An 18,093-nucleotide genomic window follows, 5' to 3' on the forward strand; every position below is an offset into this window, starting at 1 on the left:
ACCCGGTTGTCAGCGACGTCGTGTCGCCAAGTCCAGAGCGAATGTTCTTGCCTTGGCGCTACGTTGGCGCATTGCTTGCCGATGCGGAAGGTAAGTAACTGTATGCTACGTGCAGAACTGGGATACCCGCCAGTAGATCAGTCGACGCCGAGGCCATCTTTCGGATCGAATTCCCTCGTCAAGCAAAGGTGTTCGAAGGCACCGAGACCTGCTGGATCCGAGCCATGAGATCTCCTTGGGCGTCGAAGGAAGCGGGGGGAATGCCGCCATACCGCTAAGACGAGGCCAGCATGAAACGGAAAAGACATACGGGCGGTGCTGTTACGAGCCCTTCATGACAGCACCCTGTCTTCAGCGCTGCGCCTGGGTCCTGGCCAAAGCAACGCCGCCATGAAGATCGTATAGGCGATGGCCACCACTATGTAGTTGACCCGCGTGGCAAAAGATTCCGCTGCCGACCCCGGCAACGGCGAGACGCCCGTTCCGAACAGGATGAGGAAGATTGTAAGCGCGCCCGCGTAGAGCTTGGCAGCGGGATTGCTCAGCGCTGCGCGGCCGCCAAACAGTAGGCCGGCGAGCAGCACCAGGACAAACAGCCAGGGGATGGTGGGGTGAACCTGCAGCAATCCGAATGCAAAGGATGCGACCACGCCTCCGAGGAGATTGACCACGAAGAGGCCGAAGGCGGCCCTTGCGCTTGCGCTGACGTCGAGCTGCGACAACAGCGATGCGACGGTGATCGGAATGACGATCGCCGTGGCGAGCCCGTCCCGTGTCAGGCAAGCCAGCACGGCGATCAGCAGAATGGCGGCATTGGCGGCGGCATAGCGCGCAGCGCGAGGGTTTGCAGCAGGAGCCGCGGCTTGAACATCGGCGCTGCCTCGGTCGGGTATGACCGCATGGGCAATCCACATCAGGATCGCTCCGCTGACCACGCCCTGTACCAGGATCGACAGGATGGAATCGCCGAGATCGCGGTTGAGCACGGTCAGCAGCGGCACCATCACGGCGACCACCAGGACAAGAAAGATCGCCCCACCCCCCTTGCCGTTCGCCTGCAGGTAGAAACAGACGAAATAGACGAGCCCGAGCAGCAGCAACAGGACCGGTGGCCGATCACCTGTCAGCACCGCGACGGCCTGGAGAAGCGCGCCCGCGACGACAATGAGGATCGCCATTCCCAGGGCCTGTTTCAGCTGCAGCGGGCGGGAACTGGAGATCAGGAACTGCGCCGCGAACAACGGTCCCAGAAAGGGGATGATTGCCCCCGACATAACCGACCATGTGAAGCCGACGGCTACGGCGAACGCGATGCGCAGACCCTTGCGCCTGGCATTGGCGTGCGCAAGGTCGCCGTCAGCTGACATAGGTCAGGACCGACAGCACACGTATCCAGATGCGGCCGATCGCATTGGTCACCGGATTGTCGCCGGTGTAGATCACCACGTTTGCCTGCGACCCGTAGCGCACGCCCTTGGGCCTGCCCTCGTCGAGGATCAGGCGGACGGGAAAGCTCTGTGGCGTTCTCACCCATCCGCTTTCGGTGGAGATCTTGGGCAACCCGGTCTTGGGGTCGACACTTCCCTGGGCGACGCCCATCCCGACGCTCTCGACCGTCGCGCCGAAAACCTGGCCGGGCAAGAGATCGAACAAGACGTCCGCGTGGTTGCCGGCCGCGACGTTCTCCAGGCTGTTCTCCTTGAACGCCGCGGTGATCCACACCGTGCCGACGTCGATGAATGTCATGGCGCTCTGGCCGGCGCCGACAACGCCTCCGACGGAAAGCTGCAGGTTGGTGACGACGCCCTCGGCCGGCGCCAGGACCGTGGTGCGCAGGAGGTCAAGCTGCGCGCGTTCAAGCGCGGCCAGCGACTCCTTCAGCTGCGGATTGTCGGCGCCTGCCGGCCCAAGCTCTTCCTGCGCCTGCTTGAGGTCCGCTTCGGCGGCGACGACCGAGGCATTTGCCTGGTCCACCGCCGCCTTCGCCTCGTCATACTTCGCCTGGGCATAGACGCCGCGCTTGACCAACTCCATGGCCCGGTTGGCCTGCTCCTGGACGTTGTCGCGGATTGCCCTTGCCTCCACGAGGCGTGCCTGGACGGAATCGACGGAGGCTGTCGAAGCGCCGATCGTCTGGCCTACCCGGGCAAGGCGAGCTTCAGCCTCGGCGACGGCCAGTTGGTATTGCTGCGGATCGATGCGAAACAGCATCTGGCCAGGCTTCACGCCGCTGTTGTCGGCCACGCCCACCTCGATGACCCGGCCGGTGACCTCCGGCGCGATGCCGACGACATAGGCGCTGACCGTCGCCTGCGATGAAGAAGGTGTGCGCCTTTCCATGAAGACAGCTATCACGAACAGCAGGCAAGCGAGCAGCAGCACGCCAAGCGCGACCCGGCGCAGCGGGTTGCCCTTCGTCGCTGGCGTATCCGGCCCTTCAGCGGCATTGTCTTGAGAGGTCCCGGTCGCGTCGGACGCCATGGCATCTTCTCCCAGTCAGACTAAAATCTTCTCCCAGTCAGACTAATATCGGGCCATGGGCGGTTGCTTGCTTGGCTGTCAGCTTCGGCCCAGACAACCCCGCAAGGATAAGCTGAGGCGAAGGCACGAGTTAAGCGCCCCTCATCGTGTCCACACTATACGCAGTCTTCAGATGGTTCCAGTCGATCGGGGGTAAGTTACATGTTGGAGCTGCCGGATTTTCGGATCTGCTAGACAATCCGTTTTGGATAACCGACAATTCCTCGCTAGCAGTGTTGTCGAGATCGAGGGACCTTCCGATGGATTTCGCAGTCATTGATGCCGCTCTCGTGACAAAACTTCTCCTGCTTCTGCTGATTGGCATGGGACCGAAGATCGCGCTGGTTCCATTTCTGGAAAAGACCCAGAAATTCGACGCCGAAACCAAGGTCAAGATAGGCCGCCAGATGGTTTTGGCGGCTCTTGTCACGGCTCTGATCCTTTTTGCCACCGGCGCTCTGCTGATGCGACTGCTGCATATCACTGGCGGTGCGGTTGCGGTCGCTGGCGGCATTATCCTGGCGCTCCTCGCGATCAAGATGGCGTCTGGACCGACCGAAAAGCACGGGGAGGATCTGGGCCTGTCCGAGGATCCGGAAAAGATCGCGATTTTTCCCCTTGCCATTCCCTACTTGCTCAACCCCGTCGGCATCACGGTCATTATCATTGCCTCCGGCGAAGTCGTCTCGGTAGCAAGTGCAGTGCTCGTTGTGGGTCTCATCCTGCTCGTCGCCGCATTCGACTACCTGGTGTTCACCAATACCGACGCGCTGGCGAAGCGAATGAAGCCGGCCAGTCTTGTCGTCTCGGAGGTTGTCTTCGGCATTCTCCTGACCGCGGTTGCCGTCCAACTGGTCGTTAGCGGATTGGTCAATCTTGGGATCATCACCGCGAGCGGCGCACACTGATTTCGTGCGCGCCATCCCACCATGAATGATACCGCCATCACCGTTGCCGACACCCATCAGAAGGCGCTGGAGGTCAATCTCGATGCGACGAGTTTCGGCTCGTTCGCCGAGATCGGCGCGGGTCAGGAAGTGGCGCGATGGTTTCTGCGCGTTGGCGCCGCGTCAGGCACGGTGGCCAAGACCGTCTCAGCCTACGACAAGAAAATCAGTGACGACCTCTACGGCTCCGGGACGCGCTACGTGTCCAGGCCGCGGCTTGAGACGATGCTCGATCGTGAATGGAAATCCCTCGTGCAACAGGTCGGTGATGCGCGCGGCAAAGACACGCGCTTGTTCGCTTTCGCCGACACCATCGCCGCCCGCAACTTTGCGGGCACCAACGATTGCCACGGCTGGATCGGGGTTCGCTTTCAGGATCTCCCGCTGGCCGAGGTGAGTGACATTCTGCTGCACGTAAACCTTCGCGACAATGCCAACCCGCTTCAGCAAGAGGCGGTGGGCATTCTGGGTGTGAACCTGCTGCATGCACTGCTGAACGAGCGGGTAACCCCCGACGATTTGCCGGCGAGAATGTTCGACAACCTTGCAAATGACCGCCTCGAAATTGATCAGATCGTAATGCGAGGCAGCGCGTTCGCGGGTTGCCAGATGGACCAACTGCACACGGCCTTGGCACGCGACGGCCGGGCTCAGGCGGTGACGCTGGATCGTGACGGTGAGGCCGTCGCAGCAAACGAATTTCTCTACAAGAAGTCTGTGGTCATCGTACCGTTGGCGAGAGACCCGCGCGACGACCTTTCGCCGGAAGCGATTGCGGCGTGCCTGGAAACGCTCCGCTGCGAGGTCGCCGGGAATCCCGAGGTGAGGGACATCATCGATCTTCGCCTGGTGGTCGTCGATTCTGATGCGCCGTTGCCTGCAATGGGCGAGGGCGCGGCAATGGTGATGCGGGATCGCCTGTTGTATCGCGCCACTGCATTCGTGCGTCGATACACCCAGGCGCCGTTACGTTTCGCGATGCCGCTGCCGGCGCTGATACGGATTTTCGACGATGTGAGATATCAGCACCTGGAGGGCCGCCTGTTCGAGGGTATCGCGCGGCTTTTCGGCTCCGACGTGCGTGTGCTGGCCTATCCATGCCCTCGCGAGAAATTGCTTGACCTGCTCAAGACCGATCCGGGACGCGGTTGGGATGTTGACGGTAGTGGGCAATGGACAACTGCCGATCAGTTGCGTCCCGCACCGCCTCTGCGGCATCTCTATGAATATCTGCTGGCCAGTGGCTTCCTCGTGGCGATGCCTCGCAACTAGGCAGCGTCAGAGTGCGCTGCGGACCACTCAGCCGTGACATGCTGGGCAGCGGCGATGAAGAGGCTGGCGGCAATCCCGAACCATCATCAGCGCCGCCACAACCAAGCGAGGACGCAGAGCGGATCAGGCAGGCTCAACAGATTTGACAGCACCGTCCGTATCGACGAGGCAGCTTGTCTTCTTGCCGCCGGCATCGAGCTCGACCTGATAGGTTTTGGAATCGATCTTGCTCGAGGAGACCGGAAGGATCTTGGCGCTGTCGACGCCGCTCGCCTTGGCGACCGCGTTGGCGCAAAGAAGCTGCAGATCCGCCGGAGCCGTCTCGACCTGGGTCCTCGACATCTGTTCCGGAGCCGGCGGTGGCGTGCTGACGCAAGCGCTCAACGCCACCAGGGACCCAAGCGCTAGGACCAGGATCGAACTTCTCACTGCACGTTTTGCCGACATTGTTTGTCCCTCCGAATGCCGCCTCAAACGCCCTTGTAAAGGGCCGCCCCCTGCATGAGAACGATGACCTTGGCCCCGACCTTGACGCGCGAAGCGAAGTCGGTGATGTCGTCGTTCCTCATCCGGATACACCCAGATGACACGTCGAGCCCGATCGTCCAGGGCTCCGGCGTGCCGTGTATCCGGTAGATCGTGTCCTGATCGCCCTCGTAGAGATAAAGAGCTCTGGCGCCGAGCGGATTGTCGGGCCCTCCAGGCATGCCTGCCGCATGTTTGGCTGCGTTCGGATCACGAGCGACCATTTCGGCCGGGGGCGTCCAGGTCGGCCATTCCGCCATGCGGCCGACGCGCACGATGCCCGCCCATCCAAAGCCTTCCCGACCGACGCCGATGCCGTAGCGCATGGCCTGCTGGCCTGGCTGCACAAGGTAGAGAAAATGCTTGTTGCCATCGATGATGATCGTGCCGGGCACCTCGGCGGTGCGGAACTTGACCATCTGCGGCCGGAATGCCTCCGGCACCTCCTTGTGGGCGGCGTAGTATTTTCGCGCTTTCTTCTTGTCGTAGTCGACCCACTTGTGGGTCTGCGGATCGAATATTTGCGTCTGAGCGGCATACGCCAATGTCGCGCCGATCGCGGTCATGACAAGCGCTGCGCCAAGAACCAGGCGGCGGCCAGCCATTCTTCGGTCATTGCTTTTCGGGGTGACGGACCGGTTTGCGAGTGAAGGGGTCATGTTCGTCCCGTCCCTATTTCGACCAGGCGTTCAGCCGGTCTTGATGCTTTGCAACCCAGTCCTGCGCGTACTTGGCGGGATCCTGCCGGTCGACCTGCAATGCGTAGCTCATCTCGGTGACCTCCTCCGGGGTGAAGTCGATATGGGAGAGGAAGGCCGCCACTTTCGGCAGGCGCTTCGCCGTCGAGGATGCAAAGCCGATGTAGAAATGCGATGCGTCCCACGCCACCGACGCCTCCGATTTCGACAGCCAGTCAGGGTCGTCGCTCGGCATCACGATGTGCCACTTGGCGGGATCGTATTTCGGCTCGGTCAATTCGACGATATCATGGAGCTTGAACATGTGGTGCGGACTGTAGCAGTAGAATGCCATCGGTTGCCCGGTTGCCGCGGCCGCATCGACTGCAGCCATTGCCATCTCTTCCGGCATTTGAAGGAGCGTCATCGTTTTTTCATAGCCGTAGCTCTTGGCCCGGATCTTCTCGATGCTCGTCGACGACCAGCCCAGCGCACCAATCCACATTTCGCCCTTGCCGTCGCCGTCGGTATCGAACACGGCCGCTTTTTTCGGATCGGCCAGATCTGAAATGTCCTTGACGCCATGTTTGTCAGCCGTCTCGCGCGTGACGCAGATGCGCTGCGTGGCCGACACACCCTTGGGGCTGAGATCCACGGTCTTGCGCCCGTCGACGTATTTCTTGACGAGTGAATCGAGATTGGGAAGCCAGACTTCCGGATAGACGTCGACCTCTCCGGTATCCATTCCGGCGAATGCCGTCATGCCGCCCATCTCGCGCACGTCGGCGTCGAGGTCGAGTTTCTGCTTGAGGCCGTATTTGATGATGTTGGCCGCCGCCTGGCCCGACGGCCAGTTCGGCATTGCGATGAGGAGATCCGCCGCGTGGGACCGGCTATGTACCGCCAGCATCGTCAATGCCGCTAGCGACACTTTCAGCAGATGCCGCCGAAATCGACTGTCCATTTTCTCCCCCCTTGCGTCGGGACTGAAATGAACCGCGGCGGCAACGAGAGGGATCCGCCACGGCAAGCACCAGCCTTGTGAAACCAACCATCATCATGACGGCAAACTGCGGAACTGGCGTACCGCCGCAGAGACCGCTTTTGTCTGCTAGCAGGCGTTCCGTCCCGTTGATTGGTTCGTGTTGTCCTCAAGCCTACCGGACCGAGCCGGCAGCGGAACGTAAGTTACGTGGAGGGCAGGGTAATTTTTTGACCGCAAGGCCGTCCGAAGGAAGGTCGAATCTTCTCGGCAACAGGGTTAGCCCTGCGGGCTAGGCTCGCATCGGAGTTGTGTCGGCCACTCGGTCCAAGGGGCGCCCAGCGCACGACGACGAACGCTAGTAGCAATTACCGGAATCGGCTTCCCTGGGCGAGCATGGGCGGTAGGACCTGTTTGAGTGGACCCTATTGCCGTAATACCGGTTGCCGTAATACGGGGCGCGGTAATAAGGGTCGCGGTACGGGGCACGGTAATACGGATCGGCGTAGTACGGGTCGGCGTAATAAGGATCGCCGTAGTAGGGTCCGCCGTAATACGAATTGCCGTAGAAGCCGCTTCGGTAATACCCGCCATAGTATCCGTTGTTGTTGGCGATCACGCTGCCGAGCAGCGCTCCGGCGACAAATGCGCCGGCGGGGGCCCAAAAGTCGTTGTGCCGGTGGTATCCACGACGATAGTGGCGGTAGCCGCGGGGACCCCTGTAGCCATCCCGAACCTGGATGACATCGGACTGCGCGCCTTGTGCCCTTGGCACGAAGATCGGTGCGGCCTCTACTGGAACAGGGCTCGAAAGCGCAAAAGTTGCGACCAGGGCGGTCGCTATGCCTGACTGGAACCTCATGATCGCGTCCTCGCTGGTGGCTATGTTTACCGTATGCGAAACGTCGTCATTAATTTACGCGAAACGTCGTCGTTCCAAAATTGTTCCGGGCACCTGCAAATTGTTTCAGGTCGCGCCGTTTGACGGGCAGATAGGCCGCCGTCCATGGGCGTTCTTGCAAAGGACTGAATTGGTCGGCCTGAATTATCTGGCGCGGCTGGGTGAGGAGGAATGGTCATCTCCTGCCTTGCCCAAACGTTCTATTTCGAGCGAATAGCAAAACAGACTGAACAGAACCAACAGAACTTCCAACAGCTTGACTACTCCCTGAATGAATGAAGGGAATTGATCGAGTTCCGGCACGTGGCGGAAAAAGAGGACCGAAAACAAAGCGCCCCCAAAGAAAAAGCTGACCCGGCTGGCAAACAGGAACAGGTGCCTCACCAAGGCATTGCGGAACGGTGCGGGGACCGCAACCCAGCGAAATCTGACCCAGTAACAGGCCTGCAGAACGAGAGCGCCACCAGCCACCGCAACCTGCTGATAGGGGCTGATATCCTGTGGTTCTCCCAATTGTGTGATCACTTGCCGGAAGATCGGGAAAATCGTGTAAAACAGGAACATAGCGGCAGCCGTCTCAATGACCATCAAGATGACGTAGCGGATGTTGTTGCTGGTCATACTGCACTGCCGTTCCTGGTAGCGGGTTGCCGAGCCCTGTGCTTGTTCACCTGCTTTTCGTGCGCGCGGCTGCTACTCTGTTTTTTTCGGCGCCGTCGGCGAGAGGGCGAACCCGGCCCAAAAGTTCCACCCCTCGGGCCGGTTTCGGGCCGCGAACTCCCAATAGGCTTTCACGTTGAGCGCGCCCTGCATCTTGTCGCCGACGGGAAACAGATAGCCGACCTGCGGGCCGATGCCGGCGACGCGCGACTTGAAGTCGCCGAGAATAGCCCCGCTGCCGCTGTCGCCGGTGATCTGCTGGTAGTAGTAGCCGACCGCCCCGACGAAGAACTGTTCGTTGAGAAACTGCGCGGCGCCCCAGTCGATGTGCATATCGACGCCACTTTGATAGTCGGTGTCGGGGTTCTCGAGATTGTAGGTGAAGCCGAGCACTGCGGAGGCTTCGCGGCCGGTCGCCGGATTGAAGTAGGTGTAGCCGCCGCCGACATCGATTGCGCTGTGCCCGATCCCGAGATTGGCTAAACGGTCGGGCTCATATGCGCCTACGGGAATGTCTCCAGTGGCATAGGTCATGTAGTTGTGAACGCCGCTGTTCCACTTCAGTGTCGCGGTCGGATAGAGATCGCCGAAGGCGGTAAGTGAATCCGTTGCACTGCTCGACAGCGTATTGCCGTTCGGCCCCGTCAGCACCGCATCGATCGTAGCCTCGTTGCGCCCGCCGACCGCCATCATGCTCAGTGTCAATTGCCCGTCGAGCACGGCGTCTGCAAATGTGTAGGCCGGCCCGAAGAGCACGAGATTAGCGTTGGCATCCAGTCCGGCATTGATCTGACCGCCGCGCGGGAACTGCTGATCAGCACCGGCGGCAAGTGATGCATGATAGTAGACCGTCGTCCACGCCCAACCCGGCGTTGTCGATGTGGCGGCGAAGCTGCCATACTGACCGGGCAGCCAGAAACTGATCCCGCCTTCGTCGGCATAGACGGGACTGACAGCCGTGCCGCTCAACGCCACTGTGGCAATGATGATAAACCGACTGCGCATCGTCATTCCCTCCAACGTTGCCAAGCGGCGAAACAGATACCGCCTGCTTGGCAAATCATCTGCCGAATTCGGTCAGGCTGAAGCCTTTCGGGTTGGGGTATTGTACCAGCGATTTCTGATAGTCCCCGATTACTCTCAGATATGGCCCGATCACCCAGGCAGCGGTGCCGACGACATTGACCTCCTCGCGGGGATCAGCCTCGATGTTGTAGATCGCGGGGAAGCCGTTCATCTCCATGCGGTTGCCGGCGAGGCCGGTCATCGACGGGTTACCGCCTGCCATCACGAATTGCTTCGGGTACAAGCGGTAAGACCGCCAACGAACCCCCGCGATCTCGTCGCCGACGAAAGTGATCAGGCTTTCCCGGTTGGATTTCTCCTGGCTGCCGGTGAAGAACGCGCTCTGATCGACGCCGTCGATCGGCCGGTCCGTCGGAAGCTGGGCGCCGATGATGCTCGACAGCGTCGGCATGAAGTCATGCACCGACACCATTTCGTTGCTGACGCGCGGCGCGATGTGGCCCGGCCATTTGATCATGCCCACGGTGCGGACCGATCCTTCCAGGGCGTCGCCGAGTTCGCCGCGGAAGGGGCCGTTGAAGCCGTAGCGCGAATCGAACGGGCCGGCTGTCGGGGCCGCCGCGTTGTCGGAGACCCAGATGACGATCGTGTTGTCTTCGATGCCGGCAGCCTTGATCGCGTCGAGCACCTGGCCGGTGCGGAAATCAAGTTCCATCACCGCATCGCCATAGGCTCCTATGCGTGACTTTCCCGCGAATTCCTGTGCCGGGAGCGTGGGATAATGGGTGTGGGTCCACCCCACATAAAGGAAGAATGGCTGCGTCGTCTTGGACGCGCGTTCTATGAATTCCACCGACGCCTCGGCAATGTCGCCTTCGACCTCGTGGCGGTACTCAGGGGTATAGGGCCGCGCCTTCTTCAGCGTTCCGTCCGCTTCGGATTCCCAGACATAGGGTTCGGTGGCTACTATGATCTGCTCCGGCATACCAGCACGCTGCATGCTTTCGCGATACAAGGTGCCGTCGCTGCTCTCCATGACGCCGACATGGTATTCGTCGAAGCCCTGGCGTGTGGGCCAGCTCTGCTCACTCGCGCCGAGATGCCATTTGCCGGCCATGCCGGTGGCGTAACCTTGGCTTTTGAACTGCTCGGCCAGCGTCACCTCGCTCGCCTGCAAGGTATTGGGCGTGCCGGCAATGATTACGCCGTTGAGGCCCGAGCGGACGGAGTAGCGCCCCGTCATCAGCGCCGCGCGCGAGGGCGTGCAGGCCGGCTCGACCAGATATTGCGTCAGGCGCAGGCTCTGGCTGGCCAATTCGTCGATGCGAGGGGTCGGCATTCCCCTGATTTCACCGGCGCCGTAGCAGCCGATGTCGCCGTAGCCGACGTTGTCGCCGAGCATGATGACAACGTTGGGCCTGGACTGTTCCTGAGCCATGGCGCAACTGGCGGCTGTCGTCAGCAGTGCAGCAAGCATAATCCGTTTCATGCAACTTCTCCCTTGATGGCGTGAAACCGGCGCGGTTTGTCTGGCACACGCCGCCGCAGTCATTTCGGTCTCAGTTCGTCCTCCCCTGTCTGACGACGCAGCGGAAGCCGACATGGCTCGTGGATGTGTCGACTGCCTCAGGACGGCGGGCGGCCGGACGATAGCGCTGGCAATAGTTCGGCGCGCACAGATGCGAGCCGCCCTTGACCACCTTTCGCGGGATCCTGATATGCGGCAGCGTCGGGTCGTAACTTGCATCCTGGCGACCGCCGCGCGGGTTCTCGGGGATGCAGCAGGCCTTCGGCGCATCTGGCTCATGCAGCGCCGAGTACCAGTCCTCAGTCCACTCCCAGACATTCCCGATCATATCGTGAAGGCCATAACCGTTCGGCGGAAAGGCGGTTACCGGCGACGTGCGCGGAAAACCGTCCTCACAAAGGTTCTGGCGCGGGAATTGGCCCTGCCACGTGTTGGCCATGTGCCTGTCGCCAGGCAGAAACTCCTCGCCCCAGGTGAACTCCGCGCCGTCCAGTCCGCCGCGCGCTGCAAGCTCCCACTCCGCCTCGGTCGGGAGGTCCTTTCCAGCCCAATCCGCGTAAGCCTTTGCGTCGGCGTAGGAGACGTGCACGACGGGATGATCCTTCAACCCGCCGATGTTGCTGCCGGGACCGTAGGGGTGGCGCCAATTCGCACCCCTCTTGAACTGCCACCACTGCGTCCAGTCGGCCAGGTCGACCGCGCGACCGGGTGGGCTGAACACCAATGAGCCAGCGAAAAGCATATGGGGCAGGGCGCCGGGATAGTCCTTCACGTCGGGGACGATCTCGGCAAATGTGACGTGCCCGGTCGCGCGGACGAAGGCCTTGAACTCAGCATTCGTCACCGGCGTCCTGTCGATCCAGAACTCACCCACGCTGACGCGGTGGACGGGCGCTTCCTCGGCATAGTGACGATCCGAGCCCATGCGGAAAGTACCGCCCGGGATGCGGATCATGTCAGCAAAAGGAGCGCCCTTGTCTGCTGCGTCAGGGGCAAGAACTACGAGCATGATGCCGTCTTCCACCATCGAGTTGCGCCGCAGCCTTACGAGGCCTTGCCGGCAGACAGCAGTGCATCGAGCCCGGCTGCCCTTGCGCTCACCGGCTCCGTGCCGCTTAGATCGGTCGCGGGCCTCGCGTCTTTTCCCTTCATGCCCAAAAACCGCTGACTCGCTCGACCAACCAGAACGAAGCGACGCCGCCGATGCAGTAGGCTGCGGCAAGCCGAGGCCATGCCGGAGACCAGTCCGGTCGGACACGAGTAAGCCAGATGCGGCGCAGGATCACGAACAACGCCATGACCACCGCGATGAAGAGGAGTTGCCCGAGTTCGACCCCGAGGTTGAAGAACAGCAACGCAACCGGAATGGCGTGGCCCGGCAAGCCGACCTCACTCAGCGCGCCGGCAAAGCCGAACCCGTGCAGCAGCCCGAATGCAAACGCAATGAGCCAGGGAAGCCGTGCGGTGAGGCTTTCCCTGCCGTTCGTCGAATTCACGATCTCCACAGCGACGAGTGCAATGCTGAGCGCAATCGCCGCCTCGACCGGTGGGCCCGGCACGTGGACGAAGCCGAGCGTCGCTGCCGCAAGCGTGATGCTGTGCGCGAGGGTGAAGGCAGTGACGGTGAGGCCGATCCGCTTCCAGCCCGGCACCAGGATGAGCAGCGCCAGGACGAAGAGCAGATGGTCGACGCCGCTGAGGATGTGCTCGACGCCCAGCCCGAGATAGGTGACGGCAACCTGCATGAGCCCGGTCGACGAGGGGACCTCGAACGAGGGGCGGTCCGACGTTAGGCGCGTCGTGCTGGTTTCCCCACTCAGCCTTTCGATCCGCACCAACACATCCGTCCGGCTCGCAGGAAGGCCGTCGATCGCGATGGTCTGGCCGGCGAAACCGGTGGGGTCGCGCACCGTCCACCGTTCGACATAGGCGTCGTCCAGGAAGACGCCGTCGCGCGGCGCGGCCTCAACCGCGCTCTGAGGCAGCCTCGGGTAGACGGCAAGCCGGAGCTCGCCCAAGGCCGGCGCCTTCCAGAGGACGGAATAGACGCCTGGTGCGCTCTCGGTGATCGCGAGATAGGCGGGCCGCAGGTCATGGGCCTGCGTCTGTCCGGCGGCGAGCGTCAGGAGCAGCCAAACGGCGGCAAGCAGACGGGTCACTGCGCGGCCTCGGCAAGTTTTGCTGCGCCTATTTGCTCCGGTGCGGCCTCGACCTTGATGACGTATCGGGACCGAACCTTCTCGTAGAATGCGTCGTTGGCGACGACCTTGCGGGCGTGAAGCCATTCCCGCCGCGCTGCCTCACGGATATCCTCGAACGGAGGGTCGCGCGCCTCGACACGTTCGCCGACGCGAACGAGATGCACACCGTAGACCGAAGTCACCGGCCCTTCCCAACGGCCGCGGCCCGCGTGGTCGATCCAGCCTGCGAAGCTGTCGCCGAATGTCTTCGCAACGTCGGACATCGTGGCGTCGCGGAAGTCGAAGCCCGCCATGAACTGATCGCCGACCTGCGATGCGTCTGCCGTCCCGGCATTCAGACCCTGGAGCAGGGGTTCAAGCTCCGCGGCGCTCGGGCTGCTCTTGGTGCTCGTCTGGAAATAGATGTGGCTGAAGGAGACGTGTGGCTCGGCACGGAACCAGGCTGGATGGTCGGCCACGAAGGTCTTCAACTCGGCGTCGGTCGGTTCGGCCTGGGCAGTCAGGTCGGCAACGAATTCCATCTTCTGCCGCATGCGGCGGCGGATGATGGCATCGTCGCGGTCGAGGCCCATCGTGATGGCCTCACGGTAGAGGACTTCATCGCGGATGTAGTCCCTGACCAATGCTTCGCGTTCCCCGGCCGTCGGCGGACGCTGCCAGGTCCGGCTGAAGATCGCCTCCATGCTGGCAATCTGGCCGGCGCTGACGATGATCTCGCCCTGCGCCGGTCCATCATCGGCGGTCAGTCGGAACACACCGAACAGGACCGCGCCGATGACGAGGAAATGCAGAAGCGGTTCGCGCAGGAGCTTCACTGTGCTCACCCATCAGCCCGGCGTGTACCAGATAGGCGAGGTGTAGGCGCGTTCCTGACCGAACATCGGCACGCCGTCGGGCATCTTGATCCCAAAGCGCACGGCGTCATAGGCAGTCCACCGCGGCGTCGGGATCTCGAGCACGCGGGCATAATAGACCGCCCGCAGAGCCGGATCGAAATCCGGGTCCGCCCATGTCTTGATCAGTTCGGAAGCGCCGATCGTATTTGTCCAGGTGGCGGTCGCCACGTCGACCGTGTTGCCGACCGGCGGCAGCTTGCCATCGGTGCCGGGCACCCGCTTGTCCGACCACACCACGTCGTAGACCTTCTCCTGGCGAGCGCCAGCCGCGTCGACCCAGCCCTTGACGATCTGGATGCGATCGAGATTGCCGCCAAGGGGATCCTTTAACGCTGCCACCAGGAAGGTCGGCGATTTCCCCGCAGGCGCGGCACTGAGATCGCCACCCATCGGCACACCCTTGCCGTAGCCTGCGAAAGCCGGACTGCGCGATTGCGCGTCGGCGTCGGTGAAGTCCCAGCCGCCGAAGAAACGCACCAGCATGCGCGGGCCGGTCGTTCCATAGACCTCCTTGCGGCGCAGGGCGTCCCAGAGCGCCTCGCGCGAGTTGTCGGTCGCCCATACGCCGGCATAGCCGGAAGCGACCTGTTGCCAGCCCATGAGGAACAAGTCGCCATTGCGCATGAACTCATGGGTCGCACGATGCGGGCTCGGTTCCGCGCCGCTGTGCTTGCCGAAGAAGTTCTCCTCCTCGACGGCGGTGAGCGAGGTGTGGCTGTCGGTCGAGCCGATCATGCCAAATTTGTACGGGTTCACCCCGAGTTTCGCCTCAAGCTGGAGGCCGGTTTGCAGCGCCGTGCGGGCATATTCGCTCTGCAGCATCTCGGGCTTCTTCGCCTCGCTGAGGTTGAGGTTGCCCTTGTCCCACAACTCGTAGCCGGCGAATTCGTCGGTGGGTGAGAGATAGGGATGCGTCTCGCCATCACCTTTGACCTGCGTCACCTCGTAGAGCGGCTCCCAGCGGGTGCGGGTCTCCGCATACTCCTTGGACAGAGGCTGTCCGGTGGCGGGATTGGTCTCGGTCGGGAACATCCAGCCGTTCGAGAGATTGCCGTTGTGCGAGATGGCCAGCACCCGCCCGCCGGTCTTGTCCTCGTAGGCCGCGAGATGCTTCCACAGGTCCTCCGGAGTGGTGCTGCCGGCAGGGGGATAGGTGGTGAACGGAAGGGTCTGCTTCGCCTGCTCCCCGCCGTCGCGATAGATCACGACACGATGGAGATTGTTGCCGGGCGGCACCTGCGAGGTCCATTCGTAACCGATGAAGGCGGTGAAATGTCCCGGCTCATTGTATTTTTCCGCCGCGGCAATCATCTGATCCCAGGTCGAGCGATAACCGTCGGATCCCGGCAGGAACTGCAGCGCCGGGGGAAATGTGCCCCGCGAGAAATTGTCGATGATCTCGAGCGCCGCCTTGACGCCATCTTCGCCGCCTTTTTGCACAAGATCGTACCAGCGCCGGCCGGTCGGGTCGGCGAGCATCTCCGGCTTGCCGGCAAAGAGCGCGGGGAAGAAGCCCATATTGTCGGAATGGTCGGTGATGGCGAGAAAATCCAACGGCCGCGAGAGCTTCACCCGCTGGCCGCCCGACGCGGTCAGTTCCTCGCCGCGCGCGAAACGATAGGCTTCGTCGAAGCCGAGGCGAGTGCCGAAGGCGCCGGCATCCATCGATGCGCTGGTGTGAAGATGCGTGTCGCCCCAGAATACGCGGCTCGGGAAGTTGCGCCCCGCATAAGGCGAATAGCCAGGCGGTTTGCTCGGAAGGACCGTCGCCGCGTCCATGGTACCGATGTCGGTGATCGTCTGGGCGGCTGCCGGTGAGACGGCAAGCGCGGTTGCTATCGCCAAAGCGTGCCTGAAGCGCGCCTGCGGGCGGTCTTTGCGCTTGTCAACAAGTGCCGAAAAACCTTCGACGCACACGGTTCGAGGAATCAGAGCTGAGGCAAGTTTCATGGCGATGTCCTCCCTGGCGATAGTTTCCTTTTAGCTCAGACGTCTTGGCGTTCGTGATGTCATCTGCGGAGCCGGGAATTCGGCTATTCGAGTTCTCCGCATATCGTGGTGGGCTATCCAGCCCTGCCGAATGCGCCCCCGACATGTGGGTCGGGACCCGCGTCCCCGGCGACGAAGTGGCCAGGCGTAGCAGATTGCCCCTCCCCATCCGCAGCCGCATAGGGCGCATGCTCACAGCAGCGGACGTTGGGGAAGCTCGCACACAAACACGCGTGCCGGGACGTAACTAACTGTATGCTACGGGATGGGAGCAGCTGACGATCACGAGATCCGGCGAGCAAGGCGACCGTGGCTCGCAAGGTGGATGTCGAACTCCTCGCCCGACCAGGTACAGCGAGAGGAAAACGAAGATGATGAATTTGGTCTGAGGTAGCCCCGCAATGGTCGCGCCCTGCACGAGGGTGAGGCGAACCTCAAGGGGATCGATTGAAGGTCGGTTCCTGACAGCGATAGACGCGGCATTGACCGTCGCGTGTCGGGACCGACGCGGCGCTCGGCACGTCCGGCCAGTCGCATTCGTTGCCGAATTGGCGGACGTATCGATCGTAGGTGTTGCGGCCAGTGGTCAGAACCGCCGAGCGATGGCTTTTGATCAGGTCCTGCGTCTGTTCGCAGGTCATCGCGCGCGTGTCCGGTCGCGCATCGGCGACACTCGTGACACAAACTGCCATCCCGGCAAGAAAGGCGATCGACAAATTTTTCATGGCCGACACAACGGAACTCCCGATCGATGAATATGGACCGGCCCAAGAAAACGGCAAGATATTTCGGCCGACGAAATCGCGGCACGATGCGAAGCATCAGCCGATGACCGACAAGCCGGCGACCACTTACGTCGTGAGCGTATTTCGGGATTTGGCGTTCTAGCTGGTAAGAAGAAGCCGCATGCTGGCGCGCAACGCCCTGGCGTGAAAAAGGCGTTGGCTCCCCGGGCCGGATTCGAACCAGCGACCAACCGGTTAACAGCCGGTTGCTCTACCACTGAGCTACCGGGGAACAGAGGCTCTCATGTGAGTGGCGCAGCCTATAGCAAACCCGTTTCGGCTTTGCAAAGAAGCATTTCGCATTTTTTCGGCGCTTTTTCATGCGACGGTTTCTGGCAATCGCCGGCAGACGCCCTCATATGAGCTGTCCCGCCCTCGTCAGCGGAACCGAAAAGGGCAGTTGCGGCTTTTACCAGCAATGGCTTTACTCCTTGGGAAGCGGATTGACGTTCGACATGACTGCAGCAGGCGACAATCAGGCACCGGCGCGGAAAATCACGGTCTTCGGCCGCGAATTCACCATGCCGCGCTCACGCGGCCTCAGGATTGCGATCGGCGCCGTCCTGGTCTTCTTCGGCATTCTCGGCTTCCTGCCGATTCTGGGTTTCTGGATGATCCCGCTCGGATTGCTCGTGCTTTCCTACGAGTTCGCTCTGGTGCGCCGCCACCGGCGCCGGCTCGTCGTGTGGTGGGAGCGGCGGCGGCGGCCGAACTGAAGTCGGGGCCGACGCTGGACAAATGCCGGCGAGAGGCCCTTCAACCATCGATACCTCGGACATAGCGGCCGAAGCGCTTTTCCAGGCCTTCGCAAATCTCCTTGAGAACAGCGGCAGCCGAAGCCAAGTGTGCACGATCGTGCGGTTGGCACCCTCGATGCTGAGGCGGTCGATGGTGCTGCGCAAGCTCTTCGCATCTCAGCAGCGACAATCCGCGCTAGGCGGTCGTGTCCCGGTCTGGCATTGTCCGGCGCGTTGCGGCTTCCCTTCAATTGCCCTGCGCAAGCTGCCGGTTTCGAGTTTTCCGCGACTGCACACCACGCTTGGCATGCTTAACGATTGGCCAACATCCGATTGCATTGTATGCATCGATGATTCGACACGTGGCACTCTGGCCAGAGGAAACCGCCCGGAATGCACCATGGCCGCTTGACGGCATTTTCGCCGCAACCTATTGGAACCGGGTGG

The 18,093-nt window shown here is 61.9% G+C and carries 18 protein-coding genes and 1 tRNA gene; 4 read left to right on the forward strand and 15 right to left on the reverse strand.

The annotated features are described in order from the left end of the window. Positions 1-332 precede the first annotated feature (332 nt). Entirely contained in the window at positions 333-1,367 is a 1,035-nt protein-coding gene (locus tag LHFGNBLO_RS21010) for a DUF2955 domain-containing protein (RefSeq protein ID WP_258601263.1), read from the reverse strand. Then, complete coding sequence (locus LHFGNBLO_RS21015) at positions 1,357-2,481, reverse strand: HlyD family secretion protein (RefSeq protein ID WP_258601264.1); 1,125 nt, start codon at positions 2,479-2,481, stop codon at positions 1,357-1,359. The genes LHFGNBLO_RS21010 and LHFGNBLO_RS21015 overlap by 11 nt, the downstream gene beginning before the upstream one ends. Positions 2,482-2,780: 299 nt before the next feature. Between LHFGNBLO_RS21015 and LHFGNBLO_RS21020 the strand changes: the two genes are divergently transcribed. Next, positions 2,781-3,428: a MarC family protein gene (locus LHFGNBLO_RS21020; protein WP_258601265.1), complete on the forward strand. Its 648-nt coding sequence runs from the start codon at positions 2,781-2,783 to the stop codon at positions 3,426-3,428. Positions 3,429-3,449: 21 nt separating this feature from the next. Next, positions 3,450-4,739, forward strand: coding sequence for a hypothetical protein (locus LHFGNBLO_RS21025; protein WP_258601266.1), 1,290 nt, complete (start codon positions 3,450-3,452; stop codon positions 4,737-4,739). 123 nt (positions 4,740-4,862) lie between these two features. Here LHFGNBLO_RS21025 and LHFGNBLO_RS21030 read toward each other — a convergent pair whose 3' ends face one another. The 12 genes from LHFGNBLO_RS21030 to LHFGNBLO_RS21085 all read right to left on the reverse strand — a co-directional run bounded on the left by LHFGNBLO_RS21030 (position 4,863) and on the right by LHFGNBLO_RS21085 (position 16,849). After that, positions 4,863-5,186 carry a hypothetical protein gene (locus tag LHFGNBLO_RS21030; RefSeq protein WP_258601267.1) on the reverse strand — a complete coding sequence of 108 codons (324 nt, stop codon included), beginning with the start codon at positions 5,184-5,186 and terminating at the stop codon, positions 4,863-4,865. A 23-nt stretch (positions 5,187-5,209) separates the two neighbouring features. Continuing rightward, positions 5,210-5,869 carry a L,D-transpeptidase gene (locus tag LHFGNBLO_RS21035; protein ID WP_258601268.1) on the reverse strand — a complete coding sequence of 220 codons (660 nt, stop codon included), beginning with the start codon at positions 5,867-5,869 and terminating at the stop codon, positions 5,210-5,212. 67 nt (positions 5,870-5,936) lie between these two features. After that, positions 5,937-6,905, reverse strand: a complete 969-nt coding sequence (locus LHFGNBLO_RS21040) for a glycine betaine ABC transporter substrate-binding protein (RefSeq protein WP_258601269.1) — start codon at positions 6,903-6,905, stop codon at positions 5,937-5,939. A 376-nt stretch (positions 6,906-7,281) separates the two neighbouring features. Further along, on the reverse strand, positions 7,282-7,785 hold the full coding sequence (locus tag LHFGNBLO_RS21045; protein ID WP_258601270.1) for a BA14K family protein: 504 nt from the start codon (positions 7,783-7,785) through the stop codon (positions 7,282-7,284). Between the two features lie 183 nt (positions 7,786-7,968). Continuing rightward, positions 7,969-8,445 carry a hypothetical protein gene (locus LHFGNBLO_RS21050; RefSeq protein ID WP_258601272.1) on the reverse strand — a complete coding sequence of 159 codons (477 nt, stop codon included), beginning with the start codon at positions 8,443-8,445 and terminating at the stop codon, positions 7,969-7,971. A gap of 72 nt (positions 8,446-8,517) precedes the next feature. After that, complete coding sequence (locus LHFGNBLO_RS21055) at positions 8,518-9,495, reverse strand: transporter (RefSeq protein ID WP_413774638.1); 978 nt, start codon at positions 9,493-9,495, stop codon at positions 8,518-8,520. Between the two features lie 49 nt (positions 9,496-9,544). After that, positions 9,545-10,999: an arylsulfatase gene (locus LHFGNBLO_RS21060; protein WP_258601273.1), complete on the reverse strand. Its 1,455-nt coding sequence runs from the start codon at positions 10,997-10,999 to the stop codon at positions 9,545-9,547. A 70-nt stretch (positions 11,000-11,069) separates the two neighbouring features. Next, a complete protein-coding gene (locus LHFGNBLO_RS21065; RefSeq protein WP_258601275.1) occupies positions 11,070-12,047 on the reverse strand; it encodes a formylglycine-generating enzyme family protein in 978 nt (325 codons plus the stop codon). A gap of 139 nt (positions 12,048-12,186) precedes the next feature. Beyond that, positions 12,187-13,197: a HupE/UreJ family protein gene (locus LHFGNBLO_RS21070; RefSeq protein ID WP_258601277.1), complete on the reverse strand. Its 1,011-nt coding sequence runs from the start codon at positions 13,195-13,197 to the stop codon at positions 12,187-12,189. Next, entirely contained in the window at positions 13,194-14,054 is an 861-nt protein-coding gene (locus tag LHFGNBLO_RS21075; protein ID WP_258601278.1) for a peptidylprolyl isomerase, read from the reverse strand. Before LHFGNBLO_RS21075 ends, LHFGNBLO_RS21070 begins: the two co-directional genes overlap by 4 nt. Before the next feature lie 12 nt (positions 14,055-14,066). Further along, positions 14,067-15,914 carry a DUF3604 domain-containing protein gene (locus LHFGNBLO_RS21080; protein ID WP_258609835.1) on the reverse strand — a complete coding sequence of 616 codons (1,848 nt, stop codon included), beginning with the start codon at positions 15,912-15,914 and terminating at the stop codon, positions 14,067-14,069. Between the two features lie 644 nt (positions 15,915-16,558). Then, positions 16,559-16,849, reverse strand: a complete 291-nt coding sequence (locus tag LHFGNBLO_RS21085) for a hypothetical protein (RefSeq protein WP_258609836.1) — start codon at positions 16,847-16,849, stop codon at positions 16,559-16,561. Between LHFGNBLO_RS21085 and LHFGNBLO_RS21090 the strand changes: the two genes are divergently transcribed. Continuing rightward, on the forward strand, positions 16,848-17,012 hold the full coding sequence (locus tag LHFGNBLO_RS21090; RefSeq protein WP_258601279.1) for a hypothetical protein: 165 nt from the start codon (positions 16,848-16,850) through the stop codon (positions 17,010-17,012). The two genes, LHFGNBLO_RS21085 and LHFGNBLO_RS21090, sit on opposite strands and share 2 nt — an antisense overlap. A 54-nt stretch (positions 17,013-17,066) precedes the next feature. Here the strand turns inward: LHFGNBLO_RS21090 and LHFGNBLO_RS21095 are convergent. Further along, positions 17,067-17,141 (reverse strand) — tRNA-Asn (locus LHFGNBLO_RS21095). A gap of 223 nt (positions 17,142-17,364) precedes the next feature. Between LHFGNBLO_RS21095 and LHFGNBLO_RS21100 the strand changes: the two genes are divergently transcribed. Beyond that, on the forward strand, positions 17,365-17,625 hold the full coding sequence (locus LHFGNBLO_RS21100) for a PGPGW domain-containing protein (RefSeq protein WP_258601280.1): 261 nt from the start codon (positions 17,365-17,367) through the stop codon (positions 17,623-17,625). Positions 17,626-18,093 lie beyond the last annotated feature (468 nt).

Origin of the sequence: Mesorhizobium sp. AR10, assembly GCF_024746795.1 — a bacterium.
Lineage (GTDB): Bacteria > Pseudomonadota > Alphaproteobacteria > Rhizobiales > Rhizobiaceae > Mesorhizobium.

Coding starts and splice junctions, on each gene's coding strand:
- LHFGNBLO_RS21010 (WP_258601263.1), bottom strand. CDS start 1,367: ATGTCAGCTGACGGCGACCTTGCGCACGCCAATGCCAGGCGCAAGGGT.
- LHFGNBLO_RS21015 (WP_258601264.1), bottom strand. CDS start 2,481: ATGGCGTCCGACGCGACCGGGACCTCTCAAGACAATGCCGCTGAAGGG.
- LHFGNBLO_RS21020 (WP_258601265.1), top strand. CDS start 2,781: ATGGATTTCGCAGTCATTGATGCCGCTCTCGTGACAAAACTTCTCCTG.
- LHFGNBLO_RS21025 (WP_258601266.1), top strand. CDS start 3,450: ATGAATGATACCGCCATCACCGTTGCCGACACCCATCAGAAGGCGCTG.
- LHFGNBLO_RS21030 (WP_258601267.1), bottom strand. CDS start 5,186: ATGTCGGCAAAACGTGCAGTGAGAAGTTCGATCCTGGTCCTAGCGCTT.
- LHFGNBLO_RS21035 (WP_258601268.1), bottom strand. CDS start 5,869: ATGGCTGGCCGCCGCCTGGTTCTTGGCGCAGCGCTTGTCATGACCGCG.
- LHFGNBLO_RS21040 (WP_258601269.1), bottom strand. CDS start 6,905: ATGGACAGTCGATTTCGGCGGCATCTGCTGAAAGTGTCGCTAGCGGCA.
- LHFGNBLO_RS21045 (WP_258601270.1), bottom strand. CDS start 7,785: ATGAGGTTCCAGTCAGGCATAGCGACCGCCCTGGTCGCAACTTTTGCG.
- LHFGNBLO_RS21050 (WP_258601272.1), bottom strand. CDS start 8,445: ATGACCAGCAACAACATCCGCTACGTCATCTTGATGGTCATTGAGACG.
- LHFGNBLO_RS21055 (WP_413774638.1), bottom strand. CDS start 9,495: ATGACGATGCGCAGTCGGTTTATCATCATTGCCACAGTGGCGTTGAGC.
- LHFGNBLO_RS21060 (WP_258601273.1), bottom strand. CDS start 10,999: ATGAAACGGATTATGCTTGCTGCACTGCTGACGACAGCCGCCAGTTGC.
- LHFGNBLO_RS21065 (WP_258601275.1), bottom strand. CDS start 12,047: ATGCTCGTAGTTCTTGCCCCTGACGCAGCAGACAAGGGCGCTCCTTTT.
- LHFGNBLO_RS21080 (WP_258609835.1), bottom strand. CDS start 15,914: ATGGACGCGGCGACGGTCCTTCCGAGCAAACCGCCTGGCTATTCGCCT.
- LHFGNBLO_RS21090 (WP_258601279.1), top strand. CDS start 16,848: ATGGCCGACACAACGGAACTCCCGATCGATGAATATGGACCGGCCCAA.
- LHFGNBLO_RS21085 (WP_258609836.1), bottom strand. CDS start 16,849: ATGAAAAATTTGTCGATCGCCTTTCTTGCCGGGATGGCAGTTTGTGTC.
- LHFGNBLO_RS21100 (WP_258601280.1), top strand. CDS start 17,365: ATGACTGCAGCAGGCGACAATCAGGCACCGGCGCGGAAAATCACGGTC.